We start from the raw sequence: 19,338 nt of genomic DNA, 5'->3' as shown, positions 1-19,338 counted from the left end.
GAAGTCAGCCCGGTGGTCTACTCGCGGAAATGCTCGTTCCAGGGGAGAACCGGGCCGGTTGGGTGGGGGGCAAGGGCTTCGGGAAGACTGACGCTTCCGAACCTTCAGGGGCCGTGGGCCGTCACATTCTCGTAGCGGGACCCGAACCGAGGAGCTGAGCGCCAAGTGGCAGCGAACACGACCCACCCGGGGCGAGACCGGGTGGTGACCGTACTGGTCGCGCTGACCGCCGTTGGATTCGTGCTGTACGCGTTGGTGCGGATTCTGGGACTGGAGCGAGGGTTTCCTCTCGTCCCCCTGCTCGCCTACGCCCCGCTCGTGCTGTTCGCGGCACCGGTGGCGCTGTTGGGCGCCCTCCTGCTCCGGCGCTGGTGGTCGGCCGCGGCCATCGCCCTGGCCGGGGTCCTGCTGGCGACCGCCATTGTGCCGCGCGCCCTCGAGAGTGAACCTGTGGCCTTGCAGGGGCCACCTCTGCGGCTGCTCACCCTCAACGCGCACTTTGGGCACGTGGATCCGGACATCGTCGTGGATCTGGTCCGTGAGCACGAGGTGGAGCTGCTCGCCCTCCAGGAGGTCACCCCCGAAATGGTCGCTGGGCTGGACACGGCCGGGTTGGAGGAGCTGCTCCCGTACGCGGTGGACCACTCCGCCCCGGCGGCGGCTGGCGGTTCGGTGCACTCGGTGTACCCGCTCGACGACCTCGGTGATGTGGGGCACGACATCGGTTCACTGGCCATGCCACGCGCCGGGCTGAGGGTCCCGGACGCCGCCGGGCCGGTGGAGGTGGTGTCCGTTCACCCGATGCCCCCGCGTCGACCCTCCACGATGGCCGTCTGGCGGGACGGGCTGCGCGGTCTGCCCGAGGCCACCGACGGCACTGTCCGCATCCTCGCCGGGGACTTCAACACCACCCTCGACCACGCCGAGATGCGCGACGTCCTGGAGAGCGGTTACATCGACGCCGCCGCCCACCTGGGTCGGGGCCTGACCGGCACCTGGCCCGTGGGTGGTCCACTGCCCAGGGCCGCCATCGACCACGTGCTGGTGGACGAGCGGGTCGCCGTGGTGGAACTGGAGATCCTGGACGTGCCGGGAACCACGCACCGCGCTCTGATGACCCGCCTCACCCTGCCGGGCGGGCGGGTCTGAGATCTGGTCCGGCGTCGGGGCGGGCACCCCGGGTTCGGCCACGGGGGTCGCCCGATGTCGCGGGCCTCGGCGACCAGCGACGCGCTCACGCTGGCCTCGAGGCGCTCCAGGTGGGAGTTCGCGCCGGTGTGGGCGGCGATGTCCTCCGCGGTAGCGCTTGACCAGGCGGGCCCGCCACGCCGCGGCCGTCTTCTTCGCGGCGCTCTTCAGGTCGGGCAGGGCGCGCAATAGTTCAGTTACGGCTGTATCTGACTCGTTTTCGCGGGTCAGGGATGGTGACCTAATAACGTTGGCGCCCCCAGGAGGGTGGATGGAGGGGGCTGGGGCACCCCCACACCGCCAACCCCCGAGAAGGTTCACTTATCGGGGGTCAGACTCCGGGGCCCTCTGGTCCTCTTTTCGTTGTGCTGAATCGTATTTCGTTTAATCACTAACGTTTACAACGAAACGAAACAAGGGAAGGCGGTGAGAAGGAGGTGTCCGGGCCGGGCGACTGGAGTACCGAGAGGCCCCGGTATCAGGGACAGGTCACGTGCGCGTCGGCCCACTTCTCCACGGCACCGGACTCCTACCTCTGCCCCCAGGGGAAAAGCAATCAGTCTCGGAACCGCGGAGGCCGAGCGGGTCCTGCGCCGCTTCACCCGCGGCGGCCCCAAGCACCCCGCCCACCAGGCCCTCGAAGAAGGAGGCCCATACCGGAAGTTCGCGCCGCACCCGCTGCGGGGGAAGACCGCGACGAGGTACCACACCGCCCGTTTCACCCTCGTACCCGGCTCCGGCGCGTCGGGGTCCGGGTGCTCCGGCACACCCCGGTAGGTAGGGGCCCTTCCGGCGGATCACGCGAACACTAGGCTACGGCGATGGACCCAGGAAACGACAGACCCGAGACTCTCGCCCAGCCCGCAGATCCGGCCCGGGCGAACGACTACGACAGCTTCGCCGAGGCCTACGCGGCGGACAACGAGAACAACATCCAGAACGCGTACTACGAGCGGCCCGCGATGGTGGCCCTCGCCGCAGACGTGACCGGCCGCCGGATCCTGGACGCCGGCTGCGGCGCGGGTCCCCTGTCCGCCGCCCTGCGCGACCGCGGTGCCCACGTCACCGGCATCGACGCCAGCGCCGGGATGCTGGCGTTGGCCAGGCGGCGGCTCGGGGATGACGCGGACCTGCGCGTGGCCGACCTGCGCGACCCCCTCCCGTTCGCCGACGGTGTGTTCGACGACGTGGTCGCGTCGCTGGTGCTGCACTACCTCAAGGACTGGGGGCCGACGCTGGCCGAGATACGGCGCGTGCTCCGGCCCGGCGGCCGGTTGATCGCCTCGGTGCAGCACCCGTTCGCGGACTACGTGCTCCAGGACCCTCGGCCCGACTATTTCGCGACCACCAGCTACACCGACGAGTTCACGTTCAACGGGAAGTCCGCCCTGCTGAAGTTCTGGCGCAGGCCGTTGCACGCGATGACCGACGCCTTCACCGCCGCCGGCTTCCGACTCGCCGTCATCAGCGAGCCGCAGCCCGACCCGGCCGCCCGCGAGCTGTTCCCCGACGACTTCCAGAGCCTGTCGACCAGGATCGGATTCCTCTTCTTCGTCCTCGAGGCACCGCCGTCGCCCGCCCACCCAGGCGACCGGCCGGTCGCGGGATCATGAGCGGGGCCAGAGTCACGCGAGGCGACGATGACAGTGCCGTGAGACCTAACCCGCCTCAGGCGCACGAATTGGGTGAGGCGCGCACAGGTTGAATGACATGAGACGGGACAGCGATCCTCAGCACCGGATCCTGCTCGCTTGTTTCTCAACCCCCTCGACGGGCGGGCGCCTCATCCTGCTCCTGGTGCTGCCGACGCCGCTGGTCCCCCCGCCGTTGTGAGCCCTGCGCCACGGTGGGCACCGTAGCGCAGGGCTCACCTCCGTCACCGGCCGAGGAACCCACTCTGGCCCGGTGTGCGTTTTCCCCGGACCGTGGGGTCACTCGCAGAACACCCGCACCTTGGCTTCGGGGCCGACACGTTCGGCAGGATTTCTTGGGGGTGCCGCCTCACGTGTACCGGGCCAGGAACCCGTACTCCCCGACGACGATCGTCGCCCGCCTCGTGCCGTAGCCGTCCTCGTCGACGGCCTCGCAGGTGCCCACCTCCTCGCCGACGGCTGCCCCGGTCACCTCCGGAAGGTCGCACAACACGTACTCGGTCCCACCCGACCAGCGCAGGTAGTCCTCCACGACGTCGCGCACCACCGGCCCGGCGGGTAGCTCCGCGGTGTACTGGAGCCACGTCTGGTCGATCACCTCGGGCATGAACTCCCACGAGTCCTCGATGGTGACGACGTAGTCGTAGCTGTCCCCCAGGAACGTCACCGTGCAGGTGACCTGCCTGTCCTGACCGGTGATCGTGGGACACGTGTAGGTGGCCTCGGGGTCGGTGGTGCCGGCGAACTCCGAGACCTCCGCCAGGGCCTCCCACGCGATGCTTTCGCCGAAGGCGGCGTCGGAACCGGGTTCGGGGGGAAGGTCGAGCTGGAACGGTCCCGTGGCGTCGTGGGCGGTGGGGTCGTTCTCGGGGATCGGGCCCCGGCGGAACCCGGAGGTGTCCACGGCGCACCCGGCGAGTACGACAGCCGAAGCGAGGGCGGCCACCACTGCGGCCCGCTCGTTCGTCACGATGTCTCCCAAGGGGGTTGGGGCTGGGGGTCGTGCACTGCGATGTCGGGGAGGGCCGGAAAGTTTGAACCGGGAGGGGCGGCGGGTGCCCGGTGGTTGACGGGGGCCGGGTAGGGGGAGGGGAAGCATGAGGCGGCGGCCGATCGGGGTGCGCTCCGCGCGGACCGCGGCCGCTGTCGGCATCCATCGGGAAGGGGCCCGACATGCCCGGGGACGTCGTCGTCGGAGTGGATGGTTCACGGCCCGCGTTGCGGGCACTGGAGTGGGCCGCCCAGGAGGCGGCCCTGCACGAACGGTCGCTGCTCGTCGTCCACGCGCTGCCGCGGTACGAGTTCGACATGCCGCTTGCGCCCGGGCGGTGGACCGAGGCCGAGAACTACGGCCGCGAGGTGGTCGCCGAGGCGGTCACGGTGGTGTCCGGGAGCTACCCGGGTCTGCGCGTGGAAACGCGCACGCGTCCGGCGCGTGCGGTGGACATGCTGTTGGAGGCCTCGGATCGGGCGTTCGCGGTCGTGGTGGGGTCCCGGGGGTACGGCGGGTTCCACGAACTGCTGCTGGGCTCGACGGGACTGCAGTTGGTCGGGCACGCCGGCTGCCCGGTGGTCGTGGTGCGCGACGGGCCGATCGCCCCGCGGCACGAGATCGTGGTGGGTGTGGACGGCTCGGAGTACTCCTCGTCCGCGGTGGACTACGCGTTCGCGGAGGCCCAGGCGCGCGGGGTGGGTCTGCGTGCGCTCCATGCCTGGGCCGCTGGTGTGGGTGAGTCGGGCGAGGACCGGGAGGCGGCTGTCGGGGAGGCCTGGGGGGTGTTGTCCCGTGCGCTGGACCCCTGGCGTGAGAAGGTCCCCGAGGTGCGGGGGGTCGAGGAGCTGACGCTCGACCGCCCGGCGCGGGCGCTGGTCAGGGCGTCGGAGCTGGCTGATCTGGTGGTCGTGGGTTCGCGTGGCCGGGGTGGCTTTCGCGGGTTGGTCCTGGGGTCGGTCAGCCACGCGGTCGTGCACCACGCGTTGTGTCCGGTGGTGGTCGCGCGGCCGCGCGGCTGACGGTCGTGTGCGTGGGTCAGTGCGAGCGTTCGGCTCGCGGGACGGTGCCGTGGGTGTGGTGTGTGCCCGCGGGTACGTCGTTGGGCGTGCCGTTGAAGACCTGGTCGCGGCTGCGGTGCATCTCGGTCCGGAACCGGGTGTCCGTGGTGGTCTCCTGGTGGTTGGTCACAGGCCGTGGCGGCGGTCGCCCATGGTCTGCTCGCACAGACGGGCCTCCGTCGTGGCGGTGAAGGGGTCGTTCATGCCGCGTACGGCGTCGCGGGTGTCCTCGGCGACGAGGTCGGCGTTGATCGCTCCGGCGGCCGTCGAGCCGGAGGCGGCCGAGAGCAGGACGGTGGCGGCGGGGTTGGTGAGGTTTCCGGCGGCCCACACGCCCGGGATGGGGGTGAGGCCGGTGGGGTCGGTGTCGATGTGGGCTCCGCTGGGGTGGGGGGTGGGTTCCAGTCCGAGTGTGGTCAGGAGTCGTGCGCGTGGGACGGCTCTGGGTGCGATGGCCAGTGCCCGTAGCGGGACCAGGTCGCCGGTGTCCAGGTGGACGCCGGTGAGGTGGTCGTCGGTGGTGTCCAGTTCGGTGACCTGGCCGGTCACGACGGTGATCTGGCGTGCGGCCAGTTGTTCGGCCTCCTGGGGGGTGGGGTGGGGGTTGGTGTGGAGCAGGAGGGTGAGTTGGTCGGTCCACTGGCGGAACAGCAGGGCTTGGCGCACGCTGTGGGGGCTGGTGGCCAGAACGCCGATCGGTTGGTCGCGGACTTCCCAGCCGTGGCAGTAGGGGCAGTGCAGGACGTCGTGTCCCCAGCGTGCTCTCAGGCCGGGGATGTCGGGCAGGTCGTCGGTGATTCCGGTGGTGACCAGGAGCCGTCTGGCGCGGACGGTGCGGCCGGTGTCGAGTGCGACGGTGAATCCGTCGTCGTCCTTGGTCGCTGACTGGGCGAGGCCGGTGGTGATGTGGCCGCCGTAGCGGGTGACTTCGTCGCGCCCGGTGGCCAGTAGGTGGGCGGGTGGGGTGCCGTCGCGGGTGAGGAAGCCGTGCGTGTGGGTGGCCGGGGCGTTGCGGGGTTGGTCGTTGTCGACCACCAGTACCGATCGTCGGGCTCGGCCGAGCATGAGTGCGGCGTTCAGGCCGGCGGGTCCTCCGCCGACGATCACCACGTCGTAGCGGTCGTTGTGGGTCTGTCGTGTCATCGTGACCACCTCCGCGGCCAATCTGCCTTCCGGAGTGGCCGGGCTGCAAAGTTCTTTGCCGGAACCGCAAAACGTGTGCTCGGTGCCCGTGGGTGTGGTGGTCGTGGCGGTCAGGATTCGAGAAGCCCCGGTCGCGGGGGCGGCGATAGCGTGGTCCGCATGGACGTCGCCCGGGCCCGCCGTCGCGGGGAGCCCGCGGTTCGCGCGGTGCGCGGGGGCGTGCCCACCCATGAGACGGAGGCGTGATGGACATGGCCGCGAGGTCCGGCGCGGGTGCGTTCGAGCCGCACACCGCCGACAGCCACGATCTGATTCGTGTGCACGGTGCGTGCGAGAACAATCTCAAGGACGTCAGTGTCGAGCTTCCCAAGCGCCGGTTGACGGTGTTCACCGGTGTCTCCGGGTCGGGGAAGAGTTCGCTGGTGTTCGGGACGGTCGCCGCGGAGTCGCAGCGGTTGATCAACGAGACCTACAGTGCGTTCGTGCAGGGTTTCATGCCGGCGTTGGCGCGGCCGGAGGTCGATGTGCTGGACGGGTTGACGACGGCGATCATCGTCGACCAGCAGAGGTTGGGGGCCGACCCCAGGTCGACGGTCGGTACCGTCACCGACGCCAACGCGATGCTGCGGATCCTGTTCAGTCGGTTGGGTACGCCGCATGTCGGTTCGCCCGGCGCGTTCGCCTTCAATGTTGCCTCGGTGCGGGCCAGTGGTGCGATCACGGTCGAGCGCGGTGACCGCAAGGCGGTGAAGCAGACCTTCAGTCGTGCGGGTGGGATGTGTACGAACTGTGAGGGGCGGGGCGCGGTCTCCGATGTCGATCTGACCCAGCTCTACGACGACTCCAAGTCGATCGCGCAGGGCGCGTTCACCATTCCCGGGTGGAAGTCGGACAGTTTCTGGACGGTGCGGTTGTACGCCGAGTCGGGTTTCCTGGATCCGGACAAGCCGATCCGGGAGTACACCGAGCAGGAGATGGCCGACTTCCTGTACCGGGAGCCGACCAAGGTGAAGGTGGAGGGGGTCAACCTCACCTATGAGGGGTTGATCCCGAAGGTGCGCAAGTCGTTCCTGGCCAAGGACCGGGAGGGGATGCAGCCGCACATCCGGGCGTTCGTGGACCGGGCGGTGACCTTCACCGCCTGCCCGGAGTGCGGGGGGACCCGGCTCAACGAGGCGGCCCGGTCGTCGCGGATCGGTGGGGTCAACATCGCTGAGGCGTGCGCGATGCAGATCAGTGACCTGGCCGGGTGGGTGCGCGGGTTGGATGAGCCTTCGGTGGCGCCGCTGTTGGAGGCGTTGCGGCGGACCCTGGACTCGTTCGTGGAGATCGGGTTGGGTTATCTGTCGTTGGAGCGGTCGTCGGGCACGTTGTCGGGTGGTGAGGCGCAGCGGGTCAAGATGATCCGTCATCTGGGTTCTTCGCTCACCGACGTCACCTACGTGTTCGACGAGCCCACCACGGGGTTGCACCCCCATGACATCCAGCGGATGAACGAGTTGCTGCTGCGGTTGCGGGACAAGGGCAACACGGTGCTGGTGGTGGAGCACAAGCCGGAGGTGATCGCGATCGCCGACCATGTCGTCGATCTGGGGCCCGGTGCCGGCACGGAGGGCGGCACCGTCTGTTTCGAGGGTTCGGTGGAGGGGTTGCGGTCGGCCGGTACGGTCACCGGGCGGCATCTGGAGGACCGGGCGTCGGTGAAGGAGTCGGTGCGCACGCCCACCGGGGTGTTGGAGATCCGGGGCGCGAGCACGCACAACCTGTGTGACGTCGACGTCGACATCCCGTTGGGGGTGCTCACGGTGGTCACGGGTGTGGCCGGGTCGGGGAAGAGTTCGCTGGTGCACGGGTCGGTTCCCGCCGGTGCGGGGGTGGTGTCGGTCGACCAGGGCGCGATCCGTGGTTCGCGGCGCAGTAACCCGGCGACCTACACGGGGCTGCTCGATCCGGTGCGTAAGGCGTTCGCGAAGGCCAACGGTGTGAAGCCGGGGTTGTTCAGCGCCAACTCCGAGGGGGCCTGTCCGGCGTGCAACGGTGCCGGGGTGATCTACACCGATCTGGCGATGATGGCGGGTGTGGCGTCGCCGTGTGAGGAGTGTGAGGGCAGGCGGTTCCAGGCGCGGGTGCTGGAGTATCGCCTGGGTGGTCGGGACATCGGTGAGGTGTTGGGGATGTCGGTCGCCGAGGCGCACGTGTTCTTCGGTGGTGAGGGGGCCAAGGTGCCGGCGGCCGTGCGGATCCTGCGGCGGTTGGAGGATGTGGGGTTGGGGTATCTGCGGCTGGGTCAGCCGCTGACCACGTTGTCGGGTGGGGAGCGGCAGCGGTTGAAGCTGGCGGTGCACATGGCCGAGAAGGGTGGCGTCTACGTTCTCGACGAGCCGACCGCGGGTCTGCACCTGGCCGATGTGCGGCACCTGTTGGGGCTGCTGGATCAGCTGGTGGACTCGGGCAAGTCGGTCATCGTGGTGGAGCACCACCAGGCGGTCATGGCGCACGCCGACTGGATCGTCGATCTGGGCCCGGGGGCGGGGCACGACGGTGGGCGGGTCGTCTTCGAGGGTAGGCCCGCCGATCTGGTCGCCGCCCGTTCGACGGTGACCGGTGAGCACCTGGCGGCCTACGTGGGGTCGGGGCCCCTGGTCGGGCGCCGTTGAGGGAGGGCGTCGTGGGACACTGGCGGTGTGAGGCGTCAGAGTCTGGATGATCTGGTCCGGTTGCGGCGGGCCCGTGACCGGATGGACCGTGACTACACCGAGCCGCTCGACGTTTCGGCGTTGGCGCGTGGGGCGTTGATGTCGCCGGGCCATTTCTCCCGGAGTTTCCGGGCGGCGTTCGGTGAGACGCCCTATCAGTATCTGATGACGCGTCGGATCGAGCGGGCCAAGGCGTTGTTGCGGCGTGGCGATCTGACGGTGACCGAGGTGTGTTTCGCGGTGGGCTGTACGTCGCTGGGGTCGTTCAGTGCGCGGTTCTCGGAGTTGGTCGGTGAGAGTCCGAGCGCCTATCGGGCACGCGACCATGAGGAGGGTGCGGCCGTCCCGGCGTGTGTGGCCAAGATCCACACGCGTCCGCTCAGGGGTTGAGCCGCCGGGCGTGGTGGGGTTTCACGTCGCGGGTTCGCACGCGTGCGGTCCCGGTCGCAGTAGGTGGTCGCGGACGCGGATGACGTGCGGGTTGTAGGGGGTGCCTGGTCGTTGGGCCAGGTAGGCGGTGTTGATGGGTGGGTCGTCGGTCTCGTGGAGCAGGACGAGCGCCCCGGAGGCGAACGCGTCCCTGCACAGGTAGGTGGGCAGGACGCTGAAGCCCGCTCCGGCGGCCACGGCGGCCAGTACGCCGCGAAGGTCGGGCACGGTCAGGCAGGCGCGGCAGGTCAGGCGGCGGCCGAAGACGTGGCGCCAGTAGCGGCGCACGATGGGCAGGTCCTCGGCGTAGGTGACCAGGGGTACCTCGTGCAGGGCGGTGGGGCCTTCCTCGGCCAGGCGGTCCTTGACGCGGTGGGCCCATGTGGGTGCGGCGACCAGGGCGAACTCCTCATCGGCCAGGGGTTCGGAGAGCAGGCCGCGGCCGCGGGGGCGGGTGGTGGAGATGACCAGGTCGTAGCGGCCCGCGCGGAGTTCGTCGAGGAGGGGGTCGGTCAGGCCGGTGGTCACGCGTAGGCGGACGCCGTCGGCGACCAGTGGGGCCAGGGAGGTCATGACGCACGTGCACAGGTATTCGGCGGGTCCGGCCAGGTGGACGGGGGCGGTGGGTGCCAGGTGTTCGGGGTCGTGGCCGGTGGCGGCGGTGAGTGCGTCCAGGGGTGTGGCGACGCGGGCGGCCAGGTCGTGGGCGAGGGGGGTGGGGGTGACTCCGCGTGGTAGGCGTTCGAACAGGTCCTGGCCGTTGGTGCGTTCCAGGTTGCGGATCTGGGTGGTGACGGTGGGTTGGGACAGGCCCAGGAGTGAGGCGGCCGCGGTGAAGGATCCGGACCGGTACACGGCCAGGAAGGTGCGCAGCAGGTTGAGGTCCGGTTGCGCCGCCGGCAGGGGCGGTGTGGCCGGGTCGTCGGGGTCGGTGTGCCTCATGGTTGTTGAGTCTACGAAGGTGTGCGCGGTGGTGGGCCTGTCGTCGCGTGGTGGTGGGGCCGGTCCCGGGCCGTGGTCGGTTGTGTGGGACCGGCCGTGGTGTGTCCTTGGCGGGTCAGCGTTGGGCGGTGGGGCGAATGATGATCTCGTTGACGTCGACGTCGGCGGGCTGGTCGATGGCGTAGGCCACGGCGCGGGCGACGGCGTCGGAGGGGATGCGCGCCGCCCGGTACCCGACCATGAGTTCGGCCGCGTGCGTGTCGGTGATGTGGTCGGCGAGTTCGGACTCGACGACTCCCGGGGAGACGGTGGTGACCCGGATCGACGGGTCGGCCTCCTGGCGGAGTCCCTCGGTCAGGGCCAGGGCCGCGTACTTGGTCGCCGAGTAGATCGCCGAGGTGGGTGAGACCTGGTGCGCCCCGATCGAGGCGATGGTGATGACGTGTCCCGATCGGCGGTCGTTGAAGTGCGGTAGTACCGCGGCGATGCCGTTGTAGAGTCCCCGCACGTTGACGTCGAGCATCCGGTCCCATTGGTCGACGAGCAGTGACTCCAGGCGCGAGAGCAGCATCACGCCCGCGTTCCCGACGAGGGCGTCCAGGTGCCCGTGGGTGGCGGTCACGTCCCCGACGAGTTCGGTGAAGGCGTCCCGGTCCGTCACGTCGAGTGTGCGGGCCTCGGCGGTGTGACCGTGGTCGGTGAGGTCGGTGGTGATGGTGTGCAGGCGGTCCGTGCGTCGGCCGGTGAGGACGACGTGGTGTCCCTGGGCCGCCAGGCGGCGTGCCGTCGCCTCGCCGATCCCGCTGCTGGCTCCCGTCACGAGGACGACCTTGCCCGTTCGTTCCCGCTGAGGGGGTGTCGTGACGTCCGTGGTCGTGTGGTGTGTGGTCATGGGTCCACTGTCGTCGTGGTCGTGGGGTGGGTGAAGGCCGTGGTGTGCCTGGGAGCGGCGCACCCTGGTTGGTCGGCGTGGCGGCCTCTACGGTGGTCGCATGCCTGACTCTCCACTGGGGGAGTATCTGCGTGCTCGTCGCGGTCAGATATCTCCCGACACCATCGGTCTGGTCTCGCACGGTCGCCGGCGTGTGCCCGGGTTGCGGCGGGAGGAGGTCGCGACGATGGCGGGTCTGAGCGTCGATTACTACACCCGTCTGGAGCAGGGGCGTGAGCGTCATCCCTCCGTGCAGGTGGTGGAGGCGCTCTGTGGTGCGCTGCGGCTCGACGGCGACGCGCGGCTGCACCTGTTCCGTGTCGTTGGTCTGGTGCCGAACCTGGGGGACGGTGCCGTTCCGGAGCGGGTGGCCCCCGAGTTGCTGCGTCTGATGGACCTGTGGTCCCACACCCCGGCGATCGTTGTGGGGCGGGCCTACGACGTGCTCGCCGGGAACCGGCTCGGCTACGCCCTCTTCGCGGGGTTCGAGTACGGCCCGAACCTGTTGGAGAAGGTGTTCCTCGACCCGGGCGCCCGCGGTTTCTACCCCGACTGGTCGCGGGTGGCGGCCTCCGCCGTCGCGGGTTTTCGTGTCGCGCACGGTAGGGCGCCGGACGATCCGCGTGTGTGCGGGGTTTTGCGGAGTCTGCTGGACCGCAGTCCTGATTTCGCCGCGCTCTGGGAGCGCCACGAGGCGCGTGGCAAGCGGTTGGAGAGCAAGCGGTTCCACCACCCTGAGGTCGGTGAGCTCACTTTGCGCATGAACGCCTTCGATGTGAGGGCAGCGCCTGGGCAGGAGCTCGTCGTCTACCACGCCGATCCGGGGTCGGCCAGTGCGGACGCCCTGGTCCTGCTCGGCGCCCTCGCCGCGGTCGCCGAGGACTGAGCGTGGGTGGCCGGTCGTCAGTGCGAGGGCTGGCGGGTGGGCGGGGCGGCCAGGGTGGCCTGGGCGTCGCGGATGATCTGGGTGAGGTGTTCGTGGTGGGCGCCGGGCCAGTAGAGGTGTTCGCAGGCCTCGCAGCGGGCGAAGGTGTCGTAGGTGGCGCGGGTTCCGGCGGGCAGGGTGTGGGCGACCTCGCCCTTGTCGACGGAGGAGAGGGGCCCGTTGCACTCCAGGCAGCGGGTCCAGGGGGCCAGGGGTGGGGCGAAGCGTTCCAGGACGTCGGTGAGTTGGTGGTCGGGTTGGTCGTGGTGGATGTGGGCGCCCGCGCGCAGGGCCTTGCGGCACAGGAGTTTGCGGTCGCGGGTGAGCAGGACGCGGTGTTGGTCGTTGGCCTGGCGGACGAGGGTGGGGTCGTCGCGGTCGTTGTGGTAGTCGGTGTCCAGTCCGAGGAGGCGCAGGCGGCGGGCGAGGGTGCCCAGGTGGACGTCGAGGAGGAAGCGGGGCGGGTCGAAACCGGGGGGTAGCGGTTGGGGGCGGGGGACGGGGGTGACGTCGATGACCTGGGTGGGGTCGGGGTGGTGGGAGACGTCGACGGGGTGGCCGTCGGCGTACAGGGTGCCGATCTCGGTGCGGGGGATGCCCAGGGATTCCACGACGTGGCCGAGGGTGGAGGTGCCGTCGTGGTCGGTGTGGACGGGGGCGTCGTTCCGGTGGCGTGGAGGCAGGAAGAACCGGAGTTCGGGCGCGATGCGCAGGGTCAGGGTGGCCTGTTCCATTCCTCCAGGATGGCACGGGGGTGTGTTCAGGGGGTGGTGGTGCGGAAGCGGGCGCGGTAGGCGGAGGGGGTGACGCCCAGGTGGCGCAGGAAGGCGCGGCGCAGGGACTCGTCGCTGCCCAGTCCGCTGCGACGGGCGGCGGTGGTGACGCTCTCTCCGGTTTCGAGGAGGGTTTTGGCGGCTTCCAGGCGGACGGTTTCGAGGTGGGCGGCGGGGGTGGTGTCGAGTTGTTCGTGGAAGAGGCGGGTGAGGTGGCGTGTGCTGACGTTGGCCAGGGCGGCCAGGGCGGGTGTGGAGTGGTGGGCGGCGGGGTCGGCGGCGATCGCGTCGAGGACGGCGCGGAGTCGGTTGTCGCGGGTGGGTGGGGTGCGGGAGGGGGCGGAGAACTGGGATTGTCCTCCGGGGCGTTGGAGGAAGACGACCAGGTCGCGGGCGGTGTCGCGGGCGGGTTGGGGGCCGTGGTCGTCTTCGACCAGGGCCAGGGACAGGTCGATGCCCGCGCTGACTCCGGCTGAGGTGAGGATGTGGCCGTCGCGGATGTGGAGGGCGTCGGGTTCGACGTGGACGCGGGGGTGGACGCGGGCCAGGAGGGCGGTGTGGCGCCAGTGGGTGGTGGCGCGGCGGTTGTCGAGGAGTCCGGTGCGGGCCAGGGCGAAGGCGCCGGTGCACACCGAGGCGACGCGGGTGGCGCGGTCGGCCAGGGTGGTGATCGCGGTGGTGAGTCCTTCGGGGGTGGGTGTGCGGGGCAGGGTGGGGGATCCGGGGACGATGAGGGTGTGGGGGGTGTCGATGTCGGTTGCGGCGGTGTCGACGAGCAGGCGGGTGCCGGCGGCGGTGGTGACGGGGCGGCCGTCGGGTGAGCACAGGGTGGGGCGGTAGTCGGCGCCGAGCCCGGAGGCGGTGCTGAAGACTTCCAGGGGTGCGGTGACGTCCATCAGGCGGGCCCCGTCGTAGGCCAGGACGGCGATGGTGCGTGGTGGCATGGGGGCACGGTACAGCACCAGCGTGTCCGAATGTGTGGGTTTGTTGTCGCTGGGGACATCGTGGTGGGGGTGGTGGTGCGGGCATGCTCGGTGCCGTTGGCAGGGTTGCGAGTATGAGGAGAGTTGGTTATGAGCCGTCCGCCCGTTCCGCCGTTCACCGAGGCCGATGCGCGGGTCAAGGTGCAGGCCGCCGAGGATGCGTGGAACACGCGTGATGCGGCCAGGGTCGCGTTGGCGTACACGCCGGATTCGGTGTGGCGCAATCGGGACCGGTTCGTCACTGGGCGGGCCGGGATCGAGGAGTTCTTGCGGCGCAAGTGGGAGCGTGAGCTCGACTACGCGTTGCGCAAGGAGCTGTGGGCGTTCGGTGGGGACCGGATCGCGGTGCGGTTCCAGTACGAGTCCCGGGATGCCGGGGGCCGGTGGTGGCGCAGCTACGGCAACGAGTTGTGGGAGTTCGACGGGCAGGGGCTGATGCGGCGCCGGGAGGCGAGCATCAATGATGTGGAGATCGCCGAGGGTGAGCGGCGGATCTTCGGTCCGCGCCCGGTCGAGGAGCACGGTAGGCCGTTCCCGTTGGCGTGATCACCGGCGGGGCTGGGGTGGGTTCTGGGCGAGGTGGTCGGTGAAGGTGGTGCGTCCGACGTCGCGTGCGGGGGCCAGGTGGTCTCCGGCGGTGAAGGCGGCGAAGGTCGCTCCGGGAAGGCGCACGGGCAGGACGCGGTGGTGGCCGCCGGTGGCGTCGCGGTAGGCGCGGGCCAGGTCGGGCAGTGGTTCCACTCGGGGGCCGCCCATGTCGGGGACCCGCCCGGCGGGGTCGTGTTCGGCCAGGTGGGCCAGGCGGGCGGCGACCTCGTCGGTGTCGATGGGTTGGATGTCGACGTCGGGTACGGGCATGAGGGGCAGGCGGGCGGCCGCGGCGAGGATGCGCACGATCAGGTCGTGGAACTGGGTGGTGCGCAGGAGGGTCCAGCCGAGTCCGGAGGCCTCCACGGCGCGTTCGATCGTGTGTTTGGTCTGGTAGTAGCCCAGGGGGATGCGGTCGACGCCGACGATGGAGACGTAGACCAGGTGGGCGACTTCTGCGCGGCGGGCGGCGCGGATGAGGTGGGTGGCGGCGGGGATGTCGCCGCCGGTGGGGGTGGTGGCGCAGTGCACGATGGTGTCGGCGCCCTCGAGGGCGGTGTGGAGTCCGGTGCCGGTGCGCAGGTCGACGGCGTGGGAGTGGGGGTCGTCGGGGCGGGGGTGCCGACTCAGCGTGCGCACGTGGTGTCCGGCTTGGCGTAGCCGGGCGGTGACGGGTCGGCCCAGGGTTCCGGTGGCGCCGGTGACGAGGATCGTGCGCATGTGCTCCCCCTCTTCGCGTGCCGTTCGACGCTAGCACCCGGGGTGGGGGTGGGGCCTGGGTGTGGTGTCGGGGTGTCGGCCGGGAGTCAGACGCGTTGGAGCCGGATGTGGGGGCCCTGGGGCGGGTGCACGGTGATGTGCATGCCGGGTTCGACGGTTCCGCTGGCCAGGACGGTGCCCATGATGCCGGCGCGGTGGGTGATGGTGCCGTCGTCCTCGCGGCGGACCATGTGTGCGAGCAGGCCGGGGGCGAAGTCGTTGATCTGGGCGCAGGGGTTGCGCAGCCCGGTGACGCGGATCGTGGCGTGGGGGCCCAGACGCAGGACGGTTCCGGTGCTCAGGGAGAGCGGGTCCAGGCCGCGGGTGGTGATGTTCTCGCCCAGTTGGCCGGGTAGGACGTCGAATCCTTCGGTGGCGACCTCGTCGAGGAGTTCGGCGTGGATGAGGTGGACCTGGCGCAGGTTGGGTTGGGTGGGGTCCCGGGCGAGGCGGGAGCGGTGCTGGACGGTGGCGCCCAGGTGGGCGTCGCCCTCGACGCCGAGTCCGGCCAGGAGGCGGATGCGGGGGTGGGTGGGTTTGGTGAAGGTGTGGGTGGGGTGCGTGGTGTCCCTTTCCCGCTGGGGTGTGGGGGCGGGTATCGGCTCGTGCGCGTCGTGGCACGCGGGACGGCCGGGGCACTGCCGTGGGTTCAGGGGGTCAGGTGGGGTGGGAAGCCGGTCCAGCGCAGGTCGGCGTCCAGATGGCAGACGTCATTGTAGGTCAGGAGCGCGGGGGCGCGGTCGGGGGTGTAGCGGATGACGGTGAGCGCCGCGTTGGCGGGGGCCAGGCCGGTCCACGTCCATGCGGGGGCGCCGAGGGCGGCGGAGACGATCCACCCGATGAGGTGGGCGTGGGTGATGACGATGGCGTGGACGTCGTGGTCGCCGTCGGTGGGACCGGTGAATCGGGTCAGGACGCGGTGGGCCAGGGCGGGGCCGGGGTCGCGTTCGCTGGCGGGGTGGGCGTGGATGAGGTCCAGGATCCGGTCGGCGTGTTCGGGGGGCGGTTCCTGGCGGGTGGGAAGGTGCGGTACGTAGTCCCCGGCCTCGGGAGCGGGCCGGGGGTGGATGCCGGGGAGGCGGTCGGCGACCAGGTGCGCGGTCTGGGTGGCGCGTGGCGGGGGCCGTGGTGGAGGGAGCGGGGGTTGAGGGCGCTCAGACGGTGGCCGAGTCGGGCGGCCTGGCGTCGCCCGGCGTCGGTGAGGTCGCCGGTGGTGGGGTCGGCGTTGGCGTGGCGGGCCAGGTAGAGGTGGCGGGCGGCGGGTATGGGGGCCTTGGAATGGGTCGGGGCGGCGGAGTGTCCGCCGCCCCGGGTGGGTCGTCTAGTCCTGGTGTTCGGGTTCTTCGGGGTTGCGGCGCAGGTTGATGATGGCCGCGGCGAGGCCGCCCCAGAGCAGGACGATGGAGACGGCCATCATGATGATGGCGCTGGTGGACATCACTGGTCCCCTTCCGTGGTGGGGGTCTGGTCGGCTCGTGCGTCCTGGGCGGCGAGTTCGTCGGCGCGCTTCCAGGGGGCGAGCGAGATGATGACGCCGATGACGATGGCGCCGATGGCCACGCCCCAGCCGGCGACCTGCAGGAACGCCTCGGGGTAGCCGCCGTAGGGCTCGGTCAGTTCGGTGCGCAGGCTGTCCCACATCATGTAGCCCAGCAGGGCGGGGGTGATGATGCCCAGGGTCAGGCGCCACCACAGGCCCAGGCGCAGTGAGGACACCGCGTTGGCGTGGTCCTGGAACAGCGGCAGTCTCCGGGCGATCCAGGAGACGACGATGATGAGGACGAGGCCGGCCAGGGCGATGCCGTACTGGTTGATGAAGTGGTCGAAGGCGTCGAGGAAGAACAGTCCCTCGTGGGTGGGGAAGAGCAGGATCGAGGCCAGGGCGGTGGCTCCGCCGACGGTCAGGACGGTGGGGACGCGGCCCAGGCCGGTGCGTTCGTGCACGGCCGAGACGATGACCTGGACGATGCTCAGCAGGGAGCTGATGCCGGCGACCACCAGGGAGCCGAAGAACAGCACGCCGAAGAGGCCGCCGCCGAAGGGCAGGCTGGAGATGATCTGCGGGAAGGCGACGAAGGCCAGGCCCAGGCCGGAGGTGGCGACCTCGTCGACGCTGGTGCCCGCGCTGGTGGCCATGAAGCCCAGGGCGGCGAAGACGCCGATACCGGCCAGGAGCTCGAAGGAGCTGTTGGCGAAGCCCGCGACGAGGGCGGAGCCGGTCAGGTCGGACTTGCGGCGCAGGTAGGAGGCGTAGGTGACCATGATGCCGAAGCCGATGGACAGGGAGAAGAAGATCTGTCCGTAGGCGGCGATCCAGACGCTGCCGTTGAGCATCTCGCCCCAGTCGGGGGTGAACAGGGCGTTGAGGCCTTCGGTGGCGCCGTCGAGGGTCAGGGCCTGGACGACCATGACGAGGAAGAGGACCAGGAGCAGGGGGATGAAGATCCGGTTGGCCTTCTCCACGCCGTTGCGGATGCCCAGGGCCAGGACGCCCAGGACGACGACCCACACGCCGATCAGGGGCCAGGTGACGCCGGAGACGTATCCGGAGACGAGGCCGGGGCCTTCGGCGAGTTGGAGGAACTCTCCGAAGAAGAAGGCGTTGGGGTCCTCGCCCCACTGCTGCCCGAAGGAGAAGAAGGTGTAGCGGATCGCCCAGGCGATGATGACGGCGTAGTAGACGGCGATCACGAAGCAGATCGCGACCTGCCACCAGCCGATCGCCTCGGCGGGTCGGAAGAGGCGCCGATAGGACAGGGGCGCTGAGGAGCGGTACCGGTGTCCGATGGCGTATTCGAGGATCAGCAGGGGGATACCGGCGGTGAGGAGGGCAACGAGGTAGGGCAGCAGGAAGGCGCCGCCACCGTTCTCGTAGGCGACGTAGGGGAATCGCCAGATGTTGCCCAGGCCGACGGCGGATCCGATCGCCGCCATCAGGAAGCCCGCGCGCGTCCCCCACTGCTCGCGCGTCTGTTGGACCATGTTCAGGTCTCCTAAATCATCACGTTGTTCGCGATCCGCACGCTAGCAGGAGTTGGGCGTTCGGGCACCGTTGCGGCGTGCGGCGCGACGTGCTGTCGTGCCGTGTCGGGGTGTTCAGGGGGAGATTGTCTAGCACGCGGAGGATGCAGTCTAGGGCAATCCGGGCTTATCAGGCGATTTCAGTCTGCCTTGGCGAGGAACCGTGGTCCTTCGTGGGCGGGAGGGGCGCCGCGCGGTCCGTTCAGGGGCGGCGGGGCGGGCGTGGGCGCATGCGGGCGGTGGGCAGGTCGGGTGCTGGCAGGGCAGGGCCGGGGTCGCCGGTGACGGGAGTGAAGCGGGTGCCGTGCCCGGTGCGGTCGCGTTCCCAGTCGGCGCGGGCCCGGACGATCTCGTCGTGGTCGCGGCCGACCAGGTTCCACCACATGAGCAGGTCCTCGGTGAAGGGTGTGCCGCCGATGAGCAGGAGGCGGGCGGAGTGCGGGGAGGCGAGCGCGAGCTCGTTCCGCCCGGGGCCGAGGTAGAGCAGGGCCCCGGGTTCGACGCGGTGGCCGAACAGGTCGAGTGGGGTGTCCAGGGGTAGGACGCCGTGTTCGAAGCCGGGGTTCAGGGGCAGGACCAGGCGGGCGCCGGGAGCGAGGGTGACTTCGGCGCCCATGAGTGGGGTGTGGACGCGGGCGGGGGAGGAACGGCCGTCCAGGTCCCCGGCGATGACGGTGACGCGTGCCCCGGGGCGGGTCAGGACGGGAAGGTCGGCGTGGTGGGCGAAGGCGGGTGGGCCGTGGCGGTCGGGTTCGGGCAGGGCGATCCACAGTTGGGCGCCGTGCAGGAGAGGCGGTGCGTCCGGGGGCGTGCGTTCGGAGTGGGCGATGCCGTGGCCCGCGGTCATGATGCTGAGCTGGCCGGGTTGGACGAGTTGGTCTGAGCCGAGGCTGTCGCGGTGGCGGACGCGGCCCTCGACGAGCCAGCTGACGGTCTGCAGGCCGATGTGGGGGTGCGGGGGGACCTGCATGCCCGCCTGGTGGGTGAGGTCGGTGGGGCCGTAGACGTCGGCGAAGCACCAGGCGCCGATCATGCGGCGGTTCTTGCCCGGCAGGGAGCGCAGGACGGGCATGGCGCGCGGCCCGCCCAGGGGGACCTCGCGGGGGAGGAGGAGTTCGGTGTCCGGGCAGGGGGGCGGGTGCTGGGCGGTGCACACGCGTTGTTCGCTGGGATGGCGTTCCTGATTGCTCACCTGGTCGACGGTAGTCCAGGGCGGTGCACGCCGGTGGGAGGGGCGTGCCGGTGGAGCGGGAAAA

The 19,338-nt window shown here is 70.5% G+C and carries 21 protein-coding genes; 8 read left to right on the top strand and 13 right to left on the bottom strand.

Going from position 1 to position 19,338, the window contains the following annotated elements; translation table 11 throughout:
- The first annotated feature begins 165 nt into the window (after positions 1–165).
- The 3 genes from KIK06_RS07965 to KIK06_RS07955 all read left to right on the top strand — a co-directional run bounded on the left by KIK06_RS07965 (position 166) and on the right by KIK06_RS07955 (position 3,021).
- The gene (locus KIK06_RS07965) at positions 166–1,149 is read left to right on the top strand and encodes an endonuclease/exonuclease/phosphatase family protein (RefSeq protein WP_268642623.1); all 984 of its coding nucleotides are present in this window, start codon (positions 166–168) and stop codon (positions 1,147–1,149) included.
- Between the two features lie 860 nt (positions 1,150–2,009).
- Positions 2,010–2,801, top strand: coding sequence for a class I SAM-dependent methyltransferase (locus tag KIK06_RS07960; protein WP_268642622.1), 792 nt, complete (start codon positions 2,010–2,012; stop codon positions 2,799–2,801).
- A gap of 97 nt (positions 2,802–2,898) precedes the next feature.
- The gene (locus KIK06_RS07955; RefSeq protein WP_268642621.1) at positions 2,899–3,021 is read left to right on the top strand and encodes a hypothetical protein; all 123 of its coding nucleotides are present in this window, start codon (positions 2,899–2,901) and stop codon (positions 3,019–3,021) included.
- Between the two features lie 168 nt (positions 3,022–3,189).
- Here KIK06_RS07955 and KIK06_RS07950 read toward each other — a convergent pair whose 3' ends face one another.
- Complete coding sequence (locus KIK06_RS07950; protein WP_268642620.1) at positions 3,190–3,810, bottom strand: hypothetical protein; 621 nt, start codon at positions 3,808–3,810, stop codon at positions 3,190–3,192.
- 203 nt (positions 3,811–4,013) lie between these two features.
- On the opposite strand from KIK06_RS07950, the gene KIK06_RS07945 reads away from it, so the two are divergent.
- On the top strand, positions 4,014–4,853 hold the full coding sequence (locus KIK06_RS07945) for a universal stress protein (RefSeq protein ID WP_268642619.1): 840 nt from the start codon (positions 4,014–4,016) through the stop codon (positions 4,851–4,853).
- A 16-nt stretch (positions 4,854–4,869) separates the two neighbouring features.
- On the opposite strand, the gene KIK06_RS07940 is transcribed toward KIK06_RS07945, so the two are convergent.
- A complete protein-coding gene (locus KIK06_RS07940; protein ID WP_268642618.1) occupies positions 4,870–5,022 on the bottom strand; it encodes a hypothetical protein in 153 nt (50 codons plus the stop codon).
- Positions 5,019–6,035 carry an NAD(P)/FAD-dependent oxidoreductase gene (locus KIK06_RS07935; RefSeq protein ID WP_268642617.1) on the bottom strand — a complete coding sequence of 339 codons (1,017 nt, stop codon included), beginning with the start codon at positions 6,033–6,035 and terminating at the stop codon, positions 5,019–5,021. Before KIK06_RS07935 ends, KIK06_RS07940 begins: the two co-directional genes overlap by 4 nt.
- Positions 6,036–6,280: 245 nt before the next feature.
- Here KIK06_RS07935 and KIK06_RS07930 point away from each other — a divergent pair, with 245 nt between their 5' ends.
- Both KIK06_RS07930 and KIK06_RS07925 read left to right on the top strand, forming a co-directional pair.
- Positions 6,281–8,692: an excinuclease ABC subunit UvrA gene (locus tag KIK06_RS07930; protein WP_268642616.1), complete on the top strand. Its 2,412-nt coding sequence runs from the start codon at positions 6,281–6,283 to the stop codon at positions 8,690–8,692.
- A gap of 81 nt (positions 8,693–8,773) precedes the next feature.
- The gene (locus tag KIK06_RS07925) at positions 8,774–9,121 is read left to right on the top strand and encodes a helix-turn-helix transcriptional regulator (RefSeq protein WP_206538977.1); all 348 of its coding nucleotides are present in this window, start codon (positions 8,774–8,776) and stop codon (positions 9,119–9,121) included.
- A gap of 21 nt (positions 9,122–9,142) precedes the next feature.
- Here KIK06_RS07925 and KIK06_RS07920 read toward each other — a convergent pair whose 3' ends face one another.
- Both KIK06_RS07920 and KIK06_RS07915 read right to left on the bottom strand, forming a co-directional pair.
- On the bottom strand, positions 9,143–10,102 hold the full coding sequence (locus tag KIK06_RS07920; RefSeq protein WP_268642615.1) for a LysR family transcriptional regulator: 960 nt from the start codon (positions 10,100–10,102) through the stop codon (positions 9,143–9,145).
- Positions 10,103–10,217: 115 nt separating this feature from the next.
- Positions 10,218–10,994, bottom strand: a complete 777-nt coding sequence (locus KIK06_RS07915) for an SDR family oxidoreductase (protein ID WP_268642614.1) — start codon at positions 10,992–10,994, stop codon at positions 10,218–10,220.
- 100 nt (positions 10,995–11,094) lie between these two features.
- Here KIK06_RS07915 and KIK06_RS07910 point away from each other — a divergent pair, with 100 nt between their 5' ends.
- Entirely contained in the window at positions 11,095–11,919 is an 825-nt protein-coding gene (locus KIK06_RS07910) for a helix-turn-helix transcriptional regulator (protein WP_268642613.1), read from the top strand.
- A gap of 17 nt (positions 11,920–11,936) precedes the next feature.
- On the opposite strand, the gene KIK06_RS07905 is transcribed toward KIK06_RS07910, so the two are convergent.
- Positions 11,937–12,692, bottom strand: a complete 756-nt coding sequence (locus KIK06_RS07905) for a Mut7-C RNAse domain-containing protein (RefSeq protein WP_268642612.1) — start codon at positions 12,690–12,692, stop codon at positions 11,937–11,939.
- 26 nt (positions 12,693–12,718) lie between these two features.
- Positions 12,719–13,675, bottom strand: a complete 957-nt coding sequence (locus KIK06_RS07900; RefSeq protein ID WP_268642611.1) for a GlxA family transcriptional regulator — start codon at positions 13,673–13,675, stop codon at positions 12,719–12,721.
- A 129-nt stretch (positions 13,676–13,804) separates the two neighbouring features.
- Here KIK06_RS07900 and KIK06_RS07895 point away from each other — a divergent pair, with 129 nt between their 5' ends.
- Positions 13,805–14,260, top strand: coding sequence for a nuclear transport factor 2 family protein (locus KIK06_RS07895; protein ID WP_268642610.1), 456 nt, complete (start codon positions 13,805–13,807; stop codon positions 14,258–14,260).
- On the opposite strand, the gene KIK06_RS07890 is transcribed toward KIK06_RS07895, so the two are convergent.
- The 6 genes from KIK06_RS07890 to KIK06_RS07865 form a co-directional block, all read right to left on the bottom strand.
- Positions 14,261–15,022 carry an SDR family oxidoreductase gene (locus KIK06_RS07890; protein ID WP_268642609.1) on the bottom strand — a complete coding sequence of 254 codons (762 nt, stop codon included), beginning with the start codon at positions 15,020–15,022 and terminating at the stop codon, positions 14,261–14,263. It lies immediately after the preceding gene.
- Positions 15,023–15,108: 86 nt separating this feature from the next.
- On the bottom strand, positions 15,109–15,483 hold the full coding sequence (locus KIK06_RS07885) for an MOSC domain-containing protein (RefSeq protein WP_327084677.1): 375 nt from the start codon (positions 15,481–15,483) through the stop codon (positions 15,109–15,111).
- Positions 15,484–15,710: 227 nt separating this feature from the next.
- Entirely contained in the window at positions 15,711–16,130 is a 420-nt protein-coding gene (locus KIK06_RS07880) for a histidine phosphatase family protein (protein WP_327084676.1), read from the bottom strand.
- A 252-nt stretch (positions 16,131–16,382) separates the two neighbouring features.
- Positions 16,383–16,499, bottom strand: a complete 117-nt coding sequence (locus KIK06_RS07875) for a methionine/alanine import family NSS transporter small subunit (RefSeq protein WP_017601396.1) — start codon at positions 16,497–16,499, stop codon at positions 16,383–16,385.
- Positions 16,499–18,043 carry a sodium-dependent transporter gene (locus KIK06_RS07870; protein ID WP_017601397.1) on the bottom strand — a complete coding sequence of 515 codons (1,545 nt, stop codon included), beginning with the start codon at positions 18,041–18,043 and terminating at the stop codon, positions 16,499–16,501. The genes KIK06_RS07875 and KIK06_RS07870 overlap by 1 nt, the downstream gene beginning before the upstream one ends.
- Before the next feature lie 241 nt (positions 18,044–18,284).
- Positions 18,285–19,274, bottom strand: a complete 990-nt coding sequence (locus KIK06_RS07865) for a pirin family protein (RefSeq protein ID WP_268642608.1) — start codon at positions 19,272–19,274, stop codon at positions 18,285–18,287.
- Between the last annotated feature and the right edge of the window lie 64 nt (positions 19,275–19,338).

Origin of the sequence: Nocardiopsis sp. EMB25, assembly GCF_026797795.1 — a bacterium.
GTDB classification, from domain to species: Bacteria; Actinomycetota; Actinomycetes; order Streptosporangiales; family Streptosporangiaceae; genus Nocardiopsis; species Nocardiopsis lucentensis.
This window is presented reverse-complemented; position numbering and strand designations above follow the sequence as displayed.